The sequence below is a fragment of the Kitasatospora sp. NPDC056273 genome, assembly GCF_042268845.1.
GTDB lineage: Bacteria > Actinomycetota > Actinomycetes > Streptomycetales > Streptomycetaceae > Kitasatospora.
The window spans coordinates 1-15,151 of the sequence record NZ_JBHJSJ010000101.1 but is presented as its reverse complement, the minus strand read 5'-3'; the positions used below and the strand labels follow the sequence as shown (position 1 = coordinate 15,151).

Annotated in this window: 12 protein-coding genes; 4 read left to right on the top strand and 8 right to left on the bottom strand. The window is 73.5% G+C overall.

The window, feature by feature from the left end:
* Positions 1-64 precede the first annotated feature (64 nt).
* On the bottom strand, positions 65-685 hold the full coding sequence (locus ACFCY1_RS40610) for a TetR/AcrR family transcriptional regulator (RefSeq protein WP_074006351.1): 621 nt from the start codon (positions 683-685) through the stop codon (positions 65-67).
* 72 nt (positions 686-757) lie between these two features.
* Here ACFCY1_RS40610 and ACFCY1_RS40605 point away from each other — a divergent pair, with 72 nt between their 5' ends.
* Positions 758-1,978 (top strand): amidohydrolase family protein, encoded by a 1,221-nt coding sequence (locus ACFCY1_RS40605; RefSeq protein ID WP_049657372.1) that lies wholly within the window; start codon positions 758-760, stop codon positions 1,976-1,978.
* A gap of 128 nt (positions 1,979-2,106) precedes the next feature.
* Here the strand turns inward: ACFCY1_RS40605 and ACFCY1_RS40600 are convergent, their stop codons facing one another.
* The 5 genes from ACFCY1_RS40600 to mmuM all read right to left on the bottom strand — a co-directional run bounded on the left by ACFCY1_RS40600 (position 2,107) and on the right by mmuM (position 8,462).
* Complete coding sequence (locus ACFCY1_RS40600; protein WP_049657374.1) at positions 2,107-3,702, bottom strand: glycerol-3-phosphate dehydrogenase/oxidase; 1,596 nt, start codon at positions 3,700-3,702, stop codon at positions 2,107-2,109.
* A 173-nt stretch (positions 3,703-3,875) separates the two neighbouring features.
* A complete protein-coding gene (gene glpK / locus ACFCY1_RS40595; protein ID WP_049657375.1) occupies positions 3,876-5,396 on the bottom strand; it encodes a glycerol kinase GlpK in 1,521 nt (506 codons plus the stop codon).
* 97 nt (positions 5,397-5,493) lie between these two features.
* On the bottom strand, positions 5,494-6,213 hold the full coding sequence (locus tag ACFCY1_RS40590; protein ID WP_375877748.1) for an MIP/aquaporin family protein: 720 nt from the start codon (positions 6,211-6,213) through the stop codon (positions 5,494-5,496).
* 323 nt (positions 6,214-6,536) lie between these two features.
* A complete protein-coding gene (locus ACFCY1_RS40585; RefSeq protein WP_049657378.1) occupies positions 6,537-7,301 on the bottom strand; it encodes an IclR family transcriptional regulator in 765 nt (254 codons plus the stop codon).
* A 216-nt stretch (positions 7,302-7,517) separates the two neighbouring features.
* A complete protein-coding gene (mmuM, locus tag ACFCY1_RS40580) occupies positions 7,518-8,462 on the bottom strand; it encodes a homocysteine S-methyltransferase (protein ID WP_074006349.1) in 945 nt (314 codons plus the stop codon).
* A gap of 215 nt (positions 8,463-8,677) precedes the next feature.
* Here mmuM and ACFCY1_RS40575 point away from each other — a divergent pair, with 215 nt between their 5' ends.
* The 3 genes from ACFCY1_RS40575 (at position 8,678) to ACFCY1_RS40565 (ending at position 12,365) form a co-directional block, all read left to right on the top strand.
* On the top strand, positions 8,678-9,610 hold the full coding sequence (locus ACFCY1_RS40575) for an NUDIX domain-containing protein (RefSeq protein WP_375877747.1): 933 nt from the start codon (positions 8,678-8,680) through the stop codon (positions 9,608-9,610).
* A gap of 51 nt (positions 9,611-9,661) precedes the next feature.
* Positions 9,662-10,228, top strand: a complete 567-nt coding sequence (locus tag ACFCY1_RS40570; protein ID WP_049657694.1) for an NUDIX domain-containing protein — start codon at positions 9,662-9,664, stop codon at positions 10,226-10,228.
* Between the two features lie 118 nt (positions 10,229-10,346).
* Positions 10,347-12,365: an acetoacetate--CoA ligase gene (locus tag ACFCY1_RS40565; protein WP_375877746.1), complete on the top strand. Its 2,019-nt coding sequence runs from the start codon at positions 10,347-10,349 to the stop codon at positions 12,363-12,365.
* An 83-nt stretch (positions 12,366-12,448) separates the two neighbouring features.
* Here ACFCY1_RS40565 and ptsP read toward each other — a convergent pair whose 3' ends face one another.
* Together ptsP and ACFCY1_RS40555 are read right to left on the bottom strand one after the other, a co-directional pair.
* Positions 12,449-14,119 carry a phosphoenolpyruvate--protein phosphotransferase gene (gene ptsP, locus ACFCY1_RS40560; RefSeq protein ID WP_049657698.1) on the bottom strand — a complete coding sequence of 557 codons (1,671 nt, stop codon included), beginning with the start codon at positions 14,117-14,119 and terminating at the stop codon, positions 12,449-12,451.
* Between the two features lie 97 nt (positions 14,120-14,216).
* Positions 14,217-14,666 (bottom strand): PTS glucose transporter subunit IIA, encoded by a 450-nt coding sequence (locus ACFCY1_RS40555; RefSeq protein WP_049657699.1) that lies wholly within the window; start codon positions 14,664-14,666, stop codon positions 14,217-14,219.
* Between the last annotated feature and the right edge of the window lie 485 nt (positions 14,667-15,151).

Sequence of the window (15,151 nt, the reverse complement as noted above, 5' to 3'; positions counted from 1 at the left end):
ACCCGTGACCGTACGGGTGCCGCCCCTCGGCGTTTCCGGCCTCCCGGCCGTGCCAGGAGTCGGGTCAGCGCCCCGGCAGCCCCGACAGCACCGCCGCCGTCGCCGCCAGCAGCTCCTCCGCGGCCGCGCCGCCCGCCGCCGTCCGGGCCAGCACCCCCTCGCGCGCCGCCAGGACCACCGCCGCGGCCTGCCCGGCGCTCGCGCCCGGGGGCACCAGCTCCGGCAGGTTCCGCTCCAGGACCCCGGCCAGCGCGGCCGCGACCGCCCGGTCGTGCGCGGCGACCTGCTCGGCCAGCGCCGGGCTCCGGGCCGCGACCAGCCGGAACTCCAGGAACAGCAGGATCCACCCGGTCTCCGCCGGCTCGACCCGCAGCAGCGCCTCCACCAACCGCCGGGCCCGCTCCCGCGGCGCCAGCGACTCGCAGGCGGCGGCCAGCTCCGCGAGCTCGGCCAGCCGCTGCCCCGCCTGGTCGTCGAAGAGGGCCAGCAGCAGGTCCTCCTTGCTGCCGAAGTTCGAGTAGAAGGCGCCGCGGGTGTAGCCGGCGGCGGCGCAGACGTCCTCGATGCTCGTCCGGGCGAAGCCGACGGAGAGGAACAGCTCGCTCGCCGCGGCCAGCAGCCGGGCCCGGGTGTGGATGCGGCGTCTGGGTGGTCGGGGGGCGGTGTCGGCGGGGGGCGGGTTCACGGGAGAACGATACATGGTGTATTCAGTACGAGTCGTATTCAATACGAGCCGTACTGAACGAGGAGCCGCTCCGTGAGTCGACTGCTGATCACCAACGCCCACCTGCTCCACCCCGAGGACGGCACCCGCACCGACCTCGGCTGGCTGGAGGCCGCCGACGGCCGGATCGCCGCCACCGGCACCGGCCGCCCGCCCGCCGCCGGCGAGGACGTCCGGGTCCTCGACGCGGCCGGCGGCACCGTGCTGCCGGGCCTGATCGACGCCCACGTCCACCTGCTGATCACCTCGCTCGACCTGCCCGACTTCGCGAACTGGACTGCCGGCTACGCCACCGTGCGCGCCCTCGCCGAGGCCGAGCGGATGCTGCGCCGCGGCTTCACCACCGTCCGCGACGTCGGGGGCGCCGACCACGGGATGGCCCGGGCCCTGGACGAGGGCCTGGTACCCGGCCCGCGGCTGCTGCACGGCGGCAAGGCGCTGTCCCAGACCGGCGGCCACGGCGACCTGCGCCCGCTCGGCGAGGACGTGCTGCCCTGCTGCGAGTCCCGCCCGAACTTCGCCCGGATCGCCGACGGCGTGGACGCGGTGCGCACCGCCGCCCGGGACGAGTTCCGCAAGGGCGCCCACCACCTCAAGGTGCTGCTCTCCGGCGGCGTCGCCTCCCCGCACGACGAGATCGGTGCCGTCCAGTACAGCGAGGAGGAGATCCGCGCGGTCGTCGAGGAGGCCGAGAACCACAACCGCTACGTCACCGTGCACGCCTACCACCCGCGCGCGATCGACCGCGCCCTGCGGGCCGGCGTGCGCTGCGTCGAGCACGGCAACCTGCTGGACGACGGCACGATCGCCCTGCTGCTGGAGAAGGACGCCTTCCTGGTGCCCACCCTGGTCGCCTACGAGGAGACCGCCAGGCTCGGTGCCGCCTCCGGCCTGCCGGCCGCCTCGCTGGGCAAGCTCGCCGAGGTCCGAGACCGGGGCCTGGAGGCCTTGGAACGCGCCCACCGCGCGGGCGTCGACCTCGTCTACGGCAGTGACCTGCTCGGCCCGCTGCACCCGGCCCAGCTGGAGGAGTTCACCCTGCGCGCCCGGGTCCAGCCGGTCGCGGACGTGCTGCGCTCGGCGACCACCACGGCGGCCCGGCTGCTCGGCATGGCGGGGGAGATCGGCACCCTCGCCCCGGGCGCCCACGCGGACCTGCTGGTGCTCGACGGCGACCCGCTCGCCGACCTCACCGTCCTCACCCGGTCCGACCTCCACCCGAAGCGGGTGGTCAAGGCCGGCGTCCCGGTCTGACGGACCAGCCGTACAGCCGTACAGCCGAACGGCCGCACGGCGAAACGGCGGGCGGGCGCCCGGGGAAGACCCCGAACGCCCGCCCGCCGCGGAGGACCCGCGCGCTACCGCGCTTCGCCCGGCCGTGCCTACTTGGTGCCGCGCTTCGCGAGGAAGGCCTCGACCTCGGCCCGGATCTCCGGCGTGTCCAGACCGCGCACCGTCATGGTGGTGCGGCGGCGCAGCACGTCGTCCGTGGTGTACGCCCACTCGTTGTCCGCCGCGTACGCGACCTGCGCCCAGACGTCCGGACCGTCCTCGTGGATCGGCCGGCCGAGCTCCGGGTTCTCGTCGATCATGCGGGCGATGTCGAAGGACAGGGTGCCGTAGTGGCTGGCCAGGTGCTTGGCCACCAGCGGCTCCATCCGCGAGCCCGGGTCGCGGTCGATCAGCAGGCGGTGCGCCACCGCGTTCGGCGCGCCGACGCCCGGCAGCGGGACGGTCGGGGCGATCGGGGACATGTCCTCGCCGAGGCTGGTGCCGGGCACGTGGGCCAGCTTCTCCAGCACGGTGCGGCCGATGTGCCGGTAGGTGGTCCACTTGCCGCCGGAGACCGACAGCATGCCGCCGCGGCCCTCGGTGACGACCGTCTCGCGCTTGGCGGCGGCGGTGTCGCCCGGGCCGCCCGGGAGCACCCGCAGGCCGGCGAAGGAGTAGGTGATCAGGTCGCGGTCGAGGTGCTCGTCGCGGATCGCGTGCGCGGCCTCGCCCATGATCTGGTCGATGTCCGCCTCGGTGGCCCGGACGTCCTTCGGGTCGCCGGTGTACTCCTCGTCGGTGGTGCCGAGCAGGACGTGGTCCTCCCACGGGATGGCGAAGGAGACGCGGTACTTGTCGATCGGGATGGTCAGCGCGGCGCGCCACGGCGCCCGGCGCTTGACGACCACGTGGGCGCCCTTGGAGAGGCGGATCGACGGCGCGGCGCCCGCGTCCTCCATCTTGCGCAGGTGGTCCACCCACGGGCCGGTGGCGTTCAGCACCAGGCGGGCGTCGATGCCGAACTCGCTGCCGTCCAGGCGGTCGCGCAGCTCGGCGCCGGTGACCCGGCCGCCGGTGAAGCGCAGGCCGGTGACCTCGGCGTGGTTGAGCACCACGGCGCCGGCGTCGACGGCGGCGCGCACGGTCATCACGGCGACGCGCGAGTCGTTCATCTGGTGGTCGCCGTAGACGGCCACCGAGCGCAGGCCCTCGGTGCGCAGCGCGGGCACCTGCTGGGCGGCGTGCGCGGCTGTGGAGACCCGGCCCATGCCGTCGCGGAAGGCGGACAGCGCCGAGTACAGGAAGACGCCGGCGCCGAGCTTGGCGGCGCCGTGCGGGCCGCCCTTGTAGACGGGCACGAAGAAGGTCAGCGGGTTGACCAGGTGCGGGGCCACGTCGGTGGAGAGCGCGCGGCGCTCCTTGTGGTTCTCCGCGACCAGCTTGACCGCGCCGGTCTGCAGGTAGCGCAGACCGCCGTGGACGAGCTTGGAGGAGGCGCTGGAGGTGGCACCGGCGAAGTCGCCGGCGTCGACCATGGCGACCTTCAGGCCGGCCTGGGACGCGGTCCAGGCGACGGCCGTGCCGAGGATGCCGCCCCCGATCACCAGCAGGTCGTAGGTGGCCTTGCCGAGCAGTTCGCGGGTCTCGGCGCGGGAGGCGGTGTGGCCGGCGGTGCGCTCGGCGCCCAGGGTCGGGATGGTTGCCATGGTGGTTGTGTACGGCGCGCGGGTCGGGCGGCGCCGTTACTCCTCTCGTGTGCGGTGCGGCCTCTGCGGGAGAGGCCGGTCGGCCCGGTGCGGCGGGCCGGTGAAACGCGGTGACACCCGCTGCCGGAACGGCGGGCGGCCGGTCGGGGCACGGGGCCCCGACCGGCTGTCGGTCAGTTGTTCTCTTCTTCCTCCACCCAGCCCATGGTGCGCTCCACGGCCTTGAGCCACTTCTTGTACTCACGCTCCCGGGTGGCCTCGTCCATGCGGGGGGTCCACTCGGCGGCGCGGTGCCAGTTGGCCCGCAGGGTGTCGAGGTCGTTCCAGAAGCCGACGGCGAGTCCGGCCGCGTAGGCGGCGCCGAGGGCGGTGGTCTCGGCCACGTAGGGCCGCTCGACCGGGGCGTCCAGGACGTCGGCGATGTTCTGCATGAGCAGGTTGTTGCTGGTCATGCCGCCGTCGACCTTGAGGGCGGTGAGCTCGACCCCGGAGTCCTTCTGCATGGCGTCGACGACCTCGCGGGTCTGCCAGGCGGTGGCCTCCAGGACGGCCCGGGCCAGGTGGCCCTTGGTGACGTACCGGGTCAGACCGGCGATCACACCACGGGCGTCGGAGCGCCAGTACGGGGCGAACAGGCCGGAGAAGGCCGGGACGAAGTAGGCGCCGCCGTTGTCCTCGACGGTGTTGGCGAGGGTCTCGATCTCGGCGGCGGTCGAGATGATGCCGAGCTGGTCGCGCAGCCACTGGACGAGCGAGCCGGTGACGGCGATCGAGCCTTCCAGGGCGTACACCGGGGCCTGGTCGCCGATCCGGTAGCCGACGGTGGTCAGCAGGCCGTGGTACGAGTTGACGATCTTCTCGCCGGTGTTCAGCAGGAGGAAGGTGCCGGTGCCGTAGGTGGACTTGGCCTCGCCCTCGTCGAAGCAGGTCTGGCCGAACAGCGCGGCCTGCTGGTCGCCGAGCGCGGAGGCGACCGGGACGCCGGCCAGGTCGCCGACGGCCTCGCCGTACACCTCGGCGGAGGAGCGGATCTCCGGCAGGACGGACATCGGGACGCCCATCGACTCGGCGATCTTGTCGTCCCACTGCAGGGTGTGCAGGTTCATCAGCATGGTGCGGCTGGCGTTGGTGACGTCCGTGACGTGCTTGCCGCCGTCGACACCACCGGTGAGGTTCCAGATCACCCAGGTGTCCATGGTGCCGAACAGGATGTCGCCGGCCTCGGCGCGCTCGCGCAGGCCCTCGACGTTGTCCAGCAGCCAGCGGATCTTCGGGCCGGCGAAGTAACTGGCCAGCGGGAGGCCGGTCTCGCGGCGGAAGCGGTCCTGACCGACGTTGCGGCCCAGCTCGCGGCAGAGGCCCTCGGTGCGGGTGTCCTGCCACACCAGCGCGTTGTGCACGGGCTCGCCGGTGTTCTTGTCCCACAGGACGGTGGTCTCGCGCTGGTTGGTGATGCCGATCGCGCGGATGTCGTCCTTGGTCAGGCCGGCCTTCTCCAGCGCGCCGCGGACGACCGACTGCACCCGGGTCCAGATCTCGGCGGCGTCGTGCTCGACGTAGCCGGGCTGGGGGAAGATCTGCCGGTGCTCCTGCTGGTCGACGGCGACGATCCGGCCGTCGGCGCCGAAGATGATGCAGCGGCTGGAGGTGGTGCCCTGGTCGATCGCGGCGATGTAGTTACCGGTGGAGGTCATGGGGAGGGTCCTCGGCTCGGGTTCGGGGGTTACGGGGTGGGTGGGCCTGACGCGTCGGTCGGTCAGTCCCCGTGTGCGGCGGGGTCGAACCCGTCCTTTAGAAGATGGCGTTGTAGAGGCCGCCGGCCGCGAGTCCGCCCAGGATCGGGCCGACGACCGGGATCCAGGCGTACGACCAGTCGGAGCCGCCCTTGTTCGGGATCGGCAGCAGGGCGTGCGCGATGCGCGGGCCGAGGTCACGGGCCGGGTTGATCGCGTAGCCGGTCGGGCCGCCCAGCGAGAGGCCGATGCCGACGACGGTGAAGGCGACCATCAGGGTGCCGGTGCCGGACTGGGAGAGGCCGCTGTTGGTGCCGATGGTGAGGATCGCGAAGCAGAGCACGAAGGTGCCGATGACCTCGGTGATCACGTTCTGGACCGGGTTCCGGATCTCGGGGCCGGTCGAGAAGATGCCGAGGGTGGGCTCCTTGTTCGCGTTGAACTGGCCCAGGTAGGTGGCCCAGACCAGGACGGCGCCGATGATCGCGCCGAGCAGCTGGGCGCCGAGGTAGAGCGGCACCTGGCTCCACTCGCCGCTCTTGACCGCGAGGGCGATGGTGACGGCCGGGTTGAGGTGGGCACCGGACTTCGGGGCCGACATGTAGGCGGCGATGAGGACCGCGAATCCCCAGCCGAAGGTGATCGCCAGCCAGCCGGCGTTGACGGCCTTCGACTTCTTGAGGGTCACGGCGGCGCAGACGCCACCGCCGAGAAGTATCAGGGCGGCGGTGCCGAGGGTTTCGCCGACGAAGACGTCGCCGTTGGAGAACGCGGACACAAAGACTCCCTTGTCCATATGGCCCGGAGGGTGGGTGGGGGCAGGCGGCCGGTCGATCGTTGTGCGGGTGAGCGCACTGTGGGAGTGATCTCTCCGGCCATCGTTCGACAATGTCGACCGTCATGCGGAAGCTTCCTCCCCAGGTCGCCCCCGCGTCAAGGCAGGGTTACGGAGCTGTGACCCTGACCCCGACAGGTCCGTCGACGTTACCGAGCGGAGCGCCCCGAAACAGGACAAAACGCCAGAGGCGCGGACAGGCCTACGCCCGTCCGCGCCTCAGCGTGACGAATCGACGGCCCTCCGCGAGCCGCCCGTGGATGTGCTCAGAACCGCCCGGCGCCCAGGTCGCGGGAGATCGCCCGCGCCGCGCTGCGCACCGAGGCCACCAGCGAGGGCTTCACGAAGCCGTCCTCGCAGACCCGCTCGACCGCCCCGCTGATGCAGACCGCGCCCACCGGGTTGCGCCGCCGGTCCTGGATCAGCGCGCCGATCGAGGCCACGCCCTCCCAGGTCTCCTCGATCGAGTCCGCCCAGCCGCGCTCCCGGACCAGCGCGCACTCGGCGTCCACGTCGGCCGCCTCGGTCAGCGTGCGCACGGTGTACGACTCGTACGGGCCGTCGCCCAACTCGCCGCGCGCGACCGGGTCGTAGGACACCAGCACCTTGCCCAGGGCGGTGCTGTGCAGCGGCTGCATGGAGCCCACCTCCAGCACTTGCCGGGTGTCGTCCGGCCGGAACACGTGGTGCACGATCAGCACGCCCTGCTGGTGCAGCACGCCCAGGTAGACCGTCTCCCCGGCCGCCCGGGCCAGGTCGTCCGCCCACACCAGCGCCCGCGCCCGCAGCTCGTGCACGTCCAGGTAGCTCTGGCCCAGCCGCAGCAGCTCGGCGCCCAGCTGGTACTTGCCGGTCTCCGGGTCCTGCTCGACGAACCCCTCCTGCTGCAGCGTGCGCAGGATGCCGTGCGCCGTGCCCTTGGCCAGGTCCAGTGCCGTCGAGACCTCGGACAGGCCGAGCCGGCGCTCGCCGCCGGCCAGCAGGCGCATGATCGCGGCGGCCCGGGAAAGCGACTGGATCGGGCCGGGCATGGGAACCTCCGCGCTGACAGGCGGTCGACATTGTCGACCACAGTGGTGACGGGACGAGTCTGCCAGGCCGCCCCGACTCCGTGCACCTTCCCCCCGGGTAACCCGCCCTCGACCCCGTGTTCACCTGCCGTGCGCCCAGGTCCGGGCCGGGGCGTGCACACGTGACCCCGCGCCGGTCCTCACCGCCCCGCGCCGGGCCTCACCCCGCCCGCGAGGTCAGCCCACCGCCTCCGCGCACTGCGCCCGCAGCACCGTCACCTCCGCCGCCAGCGCCGCGATCCCGTCCGTCCCGACCCGGCAGCAGCCGCCCACCAGCCGCGCGCCGTCCGCCAGCCAGCCGCCCACCCGGGCCGAGCGGAAGGTCGGCTCGCCGCGCCAGCCCCGACGGCCGGCGTCCCAGCTCTCCCCGCTGTTCGGGTAGACCACCACCGGCTTCCCGGTCACCTCGGCGGCCACCGCCACCGCCCGGTCCGCGTCCTGCGGCGTGCAGCAGTTGACGCCCACCGCGACCACCTCGTCCACGTCGGCGGCCAGCGCGAACGCCTCCGCCAGCGGCTGTCCGGCCCTGGTCCGGTCGCCCTCGATGCTGTACGACAGCCAGGCCGGCACCCCCAGCCCGCGCACCAGCCCCAGCAGCGCCCGCGCCTCGTCCACGTCCGGCACCGTCTCCAGCGCCAGCACGTCCGGCCGGGCCGCCGCCAGCACCTCCAGCCGCGGCCGGTGGAAGTCCGCCAGCTCCGCGACGCCCAGCCCGTACCGGCCCCGGTACTCCGAGCCGTCCGCCAGCACCGCCCCGTACGGGCCCACCGAGGCCGCCACCCAGCGCCGCCGCCCGCCCGGCTCCGGGCGCGCCGCCTCCCGGGCCAGCTCCACGCTGCTCGCCAGCAGCCGGGCGGCCTGCGCCCGGCCGACCCCGCGGCGCGCGAAGCCCTCGAAACTCGCCTGGTAGCTCGCGGTTATCGCGACGTCCGCGCCCGCCGCGAAGTACGCCCGGTGCGCCGCCACCACCGCCTGCGGGTCGTCCGCCAGCAGCCGCGCCGACCAGAGCCCGTCCGAGAGGTCGTGCCCGGCCGCCGCCAACTGGTTCGACATCCCTCCGTCGAGCACCAGCGGACCGGCGGCCAGCGCGGCGGCGAAGTCCGGCGGGGGAGCAGTGGGCATGGCGTCCTCCTCGGGCAGAGTTCCTGGTCACAGCCTAGAGGCGGAGACCCCCGCCGGGCAGGAAAACCATTTGCCGCCGGGGAACGCACTCGCTACGTTGTGCTCAGCCCGAGAAGAACGGCCTGATCACAACGGCCGGAACGGACCTCGGACGACGATCCAGCACCGGCACGGCAGGCCCGGTGGCACCGGCGACGACGGAAAGGAGCCCGGCGATGGCAGCGGACGACCAGCCGCCCCCCACCGGGCCCGGGGCCGAGGAGGAGTGGCTCGCCGCGTACGACCCGCGCGCCTACACCCCGGTCGCCGTCACCGTGGACGTGGTCGCCCTGACCTTGCGCCACGGCGGCCTGCACGTCCTGCTCGTCGAACGCGGCGCCCCGCCCTACCAGGGCTGCTGGGCGCTGCCCGGCGGCTTCCTGCGCGCTGGCGAGGAGGGCCTGGACGAGGCCGCCGCCCGCGAGCTCGCCGAGGAGACGGGCCTGCAGAGCGCCTCCGAGGCCGAGACCAGGCTCTGCCGCCTCCACCTGGAGCAGCTCGGCACCTACGGCACCTCCGAGCGGGATCCGCGGATGCACGTCGTCTCGGTCGCCTACCTCGCCTTCGCCCCAGACCTGCCCGACCCCCAGGCCGGAACGGACGCCGCGGCCGCCGCCTGGCACCCCGTCTCCGACCTGGACCTCCGGCCCTGCGGCCGGTCCCGAACCGCCGGTGTGCCCGCCGACACCCACGGGGGTGGCGTCGACGGGCGCACCGGCCCCGGCCCGCTCACGCTGGCCTTCGACCACGCCCGCATCCTCGCCGACGGCCTCGACCGGGTGCGCGCCAAACTCGAGTACAGCCCGCTGGCCACCGCCTTCCTGCCGTACGACTTCACCATCCCCGACCTCCGCGCCGTCTACGAGGCGGTCTGGGACGAGAAGCTCCACCCCGGCAACTTCCACCGCAAGGTGCTGTCCGTGCCCGGCTTCGTCGAGAGCACCGGCACCACCACCGAGCGCGGCGGAGCCCGCGGCGGCCCCCGCGCCCGCACCTACCACGCCGGCGACGCCCGCCTGCTGCACCCCGCGCTGCTCCGCCCCGCCCGCGAAGGCACGGCCGACGACGACGCGACCGACAGCACAGCCGACGACGCGGGCTCCCGCTGAGGGTCCGCGGCCCCCGGCGGCACCCTCGGCCGATCGGGCTACCATCCGGCCATGACCACTGACGAAGCGACGACCGCCGACGAAGCCCAGCAGACCGCCCACCGGCCCTTCTCGCACTGCCACTTCTGCGGTACGCCCTACCCGGCCGACACCCGCGCCTGGCCGCGCACCTGCCCCGGCTGCGCCGAGATCAGCTACCGCAACCCGCTGCCCGTCGCGATCACCGTCCTCCCCGTCACCCGCCCCGACGCCGACCCGGCCCTGGTCGTCATCCGCCGCACCATCGAGCCCGGCTACGGCGAACTCGCCTTCCCCGGCGGCTACATGGACTACGGCGAGAGCTGGCAGCAGGCCTGCGTGCGCGAGCTGCACGAGGAGACCGGCATCACCGCCGACCCGGCGGAGGTCACCCTGATCCACACCGCCTCCGACCCCGACGGCCGCTTCGTGATGCTCTGCGGACTGCTCCCGGCCCGCCCGCTCGCCGACCTCCCGCCCTCGCGCCCCACCGACGAGACCGACGGCTGGCTGCTCGCCACCGCCGAAACCCCGCTCGTCTGGGACTTCCACAACGGCGTCCTGCGCCGCTGGTTCAGCGGCGAGTTCACCCCCCGCTGACCCACCGGCCGACCCTGGCGCGGCGGGCGATCACATGGCATGGTCTGCACCGACAGCCCAACCGGACGGGTCTGCCACGAGCGCTCCCGTCCCCACCACCGGCCGGGAGACCACCACCGTGAGCACCCCACCGCAGGACCAGCCGCTCTGGCGCCCCAACCCCGCTCGCGCCGCCGCCACCACCCTGGTGGCCTTCCAGGCCTGGGCCGCCGAACACCACGGCGCCCCGGCCGCCCCGCTCGCCCCGGCCGCCGACGACCAGCAGGCCGCCGAGCGCTACGCGGACCTGCACGCCTGGTCCACCGAGGACCTCGACCGGTTCTGGACCGCGATCACCCAGTGGTTCGACGTCCGCTTCACCCGGGCCCCCGAAGCCGTCCTCGCCGACGCCGCCATGCCCGGCGCCCGCTGGTTCCCCGGCGCCCGCCTCAACTACGCCGAGCACGCCCTGCGCGCCGCCGACGACCCGGCCAACGCCGACCGCCCCGCGATCCTCCACCTCGACGAGACCACCGAGCAGCCGGCCGTCCTCACCTGGTCCGAGCTCCGCCGCCAGGTCGGCTCGCTCGCCGCCGCCCTGCGCGCCCGCGGCATCGGCCCCGGCGACCGGGTCAGCGCCTACCTGCCCAACGTCCCGCAGGCCGCCGTCGCCCTGCTCGCCACCGCCGCCGTCGGCGCGGTCTGGACCAGCTGCGCCCCCGACTTCGGCGCCCGCAGCGTCCTCGACCGCCTCCAGCAGATCGAGCCCGCCGTCCTCTTCGCCATCGACGGCTACCACTACGGCGGCAAGGACCACGACCGCACCGAGGTCGTCGCCGAGCTGCGCCGCGAACTCCCCAGCCTGCACACCGTCGTGCACGTCCCGCTGCTCGGCGCGCCCGCCCCCGAGGGCGCCCTGCACTGGGACGACCTGGTCGCCGACGACGTGGAGCCGGTCTTCGAGCCCGTCCCCTTCGACCACCCGCTCTGGGTCCTCTACTCCTCCGGCACCACCGGCCTGCCCAAGGCCATCGTCCAGAGCCAGGGCGGCATCCTGCTCGAACACCTCAAGCAGGCCGGCCTCCACCTCGACCTCGGCCCCCGGGACCGCTTCCTCTGGTACACCTCCACCGGCTGGATGATGTGGAACTTCCTGCTGGCCGGCCTCCTCGTCGGGTCCACGATCGTCACCTACGACGGCAGCCCGGGCCACCCCGACACCGGCGCCCTCTGGTCCGTGGCCGCCCGCACCGGCGCCACCGTCCTCGGCACCTCCGCCGCCTACGTGATCGCCAGCCGCAAGGCCGAGCTCCACCCCGGCCGCGACCTCGACCTCTCCGCCGTGCGCTGCATCGGTACCACCGGCTCCCCGCTCCCGCCGGACGGCTTCCGCTGGATCTACCAGGAGGTCAAGGAGGACGTCTGGCTCGCCTCCGTCAGCGGCGGCACCGACGTCTGCTCCTGCTTCGTCGGTGGCGTCCCCACCCTCCCGGTGCACCTCGGCGAGATCCAGGCCCCCTGCCTCGGCGCGGCCGTCGAGTCCTGGGACGTCCAGGGCTACCCGCACACCGACACCGTCGGCGAACTCGTCGTCACCAAGCCCATCCCCTCGATGCCCACCGGCTTCTGGAACGACCCCGAGGGCACCCGCTACCACGACAGCTACTTCGACATGTACCCCGGCGTCTGGCGCCACGGCGACTGGATCACCGTCACCTCCCGGGGCACCGTCGTGATCCACGGCCGCTCCGACTCCACCCTCAACCGCCAGGGCGTCCGGATGGGCTCCTCGGACATCTACGAGGTCGTCGAGCGCCTCCCCGAGATCGCCGAGTCCCTGGTCATCGGCCTGGAGGAGCCCGACGGCGGCTACTGGATGCCGCTGTTCGTCGTCCTCGCCCCCGGTGCGGAGCTGAACGACGACCTGATCGGCCGCATCCGCACCTCGCTGCGCACCGAGCTCTCCCCGCGCCATGTGCCCGACGAGGTCATCGCCGTCGACGGCCTCCCGCACACCCTCACCGGCAAGCGGATCGAGGTCCCGGTCAAGCGCATCCTCTCCGGCACCCCGCTGGAGCAGGCCGTCAACCCCGGCTCCGTCGACCGCATCGAGCACCTGCGCTTCTTCGAGCGGCTCCGCCTCGACCGCCAGGCCTGACCGGCCCCGGGGCACACGAAAGGGGCGCCCCCACCGTCCTGGTGGGAGCGCCCCTTCTCATGTCGCTACGTCGGCTGCCCGCCCTACTCGCCGGAGAGCACCTGCTGCGCGGCGGCCCGCGCCTCCTCGGCGCTGTCCGCGGCCCGGGCCGCCTCGGCCGCCCGGCGGCACTGCGCCAGCGTGTACTTGGCGAGCGTGGTCCGCACGTAGGGGATCGAGGCCGCGCCCATCGACAGGCTGGTGACGCCCAGACCGGTCAGCACCACGGCCAGCAGCGGGTCGGCGGCCGCCTCGCCGCAGACCCCGCAGCTCTTGCCGCTCACCCGCGCGGCGTCGGCCGCCGCGGCGACCAGGTCCAGCAGGGCCGGCTGCCACGGGTCCTGGAGCCGGGCCAGCGCACCGACCTGACGGTCGGCCGCGAAGGTGTACTGCGCGAGGTCGTTGGTCCCCAGCGACAGGAACTCGACCTCCTGGAGGATCGACCTGGCGCGCAGCGCGGCCGACGGGATCTCCACCATCGCGCCGAACTTGGCGTCCAGCCCGGCCTCCCGGCACGCGGCCGCGAAGTCCTTGGCGTCCTTGCGGTCGGCCACCATCGGGGCCATCACCTCGAGGTGCACCGGCAGGCCCTCGGCCGCCTTGGCCAGCGACCGGAGCTGGGTCCGCAGCACCTCGGGGTGCTCGAGCAGGGTGCGCAGACCGCGCACGCCCAGCGCCGGGTTCGGCTCGTCGGCCGGGGTCAGGAAGTCCAGCGGCTTGTCCGCGCCGGCGTCCAGCACCCGGACCACGACCCGGCCCTCGGGGAAGGCCTCCAGCACCTTGCGGTACGCCTCGACCTGCTTCTCGGCGCTGGGCGCCTTCGCCGAGTCGTCCAGGAACAGGAACTCGGTGCGGAACAGGCCGACGCCCTCGGCGCCGTTCTCCAGCGCGGCCGGCACGTCGGCCGGGCCGCCCACGTTGGCGAGCAGCGGCACCCGGTGACCGTCCGAGGTCTGCCCCGGGCCGGAGGAGGCGGCCAGCGCGGCCTTGCGCGCGGCGGCGGCCGCCCGCAGCTCGTCCTGCTTCTCCTGGGACGGCTCCAGCAGGACATCGCCGGAGCTGCCGTCCACCGCGACGACGGTGCCCTCGGCGACCTCGATCGCGCCGGGCAGCGCCACGACGGCGGGCACGCCCATCGCCCGGGCCAGGATGGCGCTGTGGCTGGTCGGCCCGCCCTCCTCGGTCACGAAGCCGAGCACCAGCGTCGGGTCGAGCAGCGCGGTGTCGGCCGGCGCCAGGTCCCGCGCGAACAGCACGTACGGCTCGTCGCTGTCCGGCACGCCCGGCATCGGCACGCCGAGCAGCCGGGCCACGATCCGGTTGCGCACGTCGTCCAGGTCGGCGACCCGCCCGGCCAGGTACTCCCCGGCGGAGGCGAGCAGCGCCCGGTAGGCCGCGAACGCGTCGTAGACGCCGCGCTCGGCGCTGCTACCGACGGCGATCCGGCGGGACACGTCGGCCATCAGCTCGGGGTCCTGCGCCATCAGCGCCTGGGCCTCCAGCACGGCCTGGGCCTCGCCGCCCGCGAGGTTGCCGCGCGCGACGAGGTCGGCGGCGACCGCCTCGACGGCGGCCTGGGCGCGGGCCTGCTCGCGCGGGGCGTCCTCGGTCGGGATCTGGGTGGCCGGGGGCTCCAGCACCGCCGTCCCCATGTGCCGCACCTGGCCGATCGCGACCCCGTGGCTCACGCCCACGCCGCGCAGCGTCTTCTCCATGTCACTGTCTCCGCTGAGATGAGCGGCCCCGCCGGGAACCGCTGTGTGTGGGGGCCGCCCCGTCATCTCGTCCGGGGCGGGTGTCGGAAGGAAGGGGTCAGCTCCAGCTGAACAGCTGCTCGCCGGCCTTGGCCTCGCCGTCCTCCCGCAGGTCGCCGAGCGAGTCGGCGGTGGCCTCCAGTGCCACGATCGGCGAGATCGGCGACTTGCCGGCGGCCTCGACGGCGGCCGGGTCCCACTTGATGACGGCCTGACCACGGGTCACCGTGTCGCCCTTGTTGACGAGCAGTTCGAAGCCCTCGCCGTTGAGCTGAACGGTGTCGATCCCGAGGTGGGTCAGCACACCGTGGCCCTCGGCGTCCACGACGACGAACGCGTGCGGGTGCATGGAGACGACGACACCGTCCACCGGAGCGACCGCCGTGGTCTGCTCGCGAACGGGGTCGACCGCGGTGCCCGGGCCGACCATCGCACCCGAGAACACCGGGTCGGGCACGCCCGCGAGCCCCACGATCTTGCCGGTCAGCGGCGACGTCACAGTGGTCATGGTTGTGCCTCCCAAGTGCAGTACAGCGAGCGGCCGCGAGGAGCGGCGCGACGATCAACTGAAGCCTAATTCATGTCAACTTCGGACAACTGCTGACATTCCCGGGCGAAGACCCCGCCCTTGCCTACCTAGCCGGCCGGCGACTCACCGGCCCGCTAGTGGTCTAGTCCTCTGGCCGATGCGCCGCACTCTACAGGCATCTTGGCGAATCGAGACCATTGCTGTATATGCTCGCGAGAGCAACAAATCATGCCGCCGTCCGAGCGACCCCGGGTGCGCCCCGGTTCGCGCTCCGGCTGCCGACCCGCTATGGTTGGGCGAGTCGCCGCAACTCGGCGGTTAACGCCAGATTTCAGATGCAAAAACCCCCGGTAAACGGAACGGAAAGCATCTGGTAAGCTGGAAACACGAAAGAACGAAGCCCGGAGGGTCCGCTGGAAGGCGGTCCGAAGGAAGCGTCCGTTCCTTGAGAACTCAACAGCGTG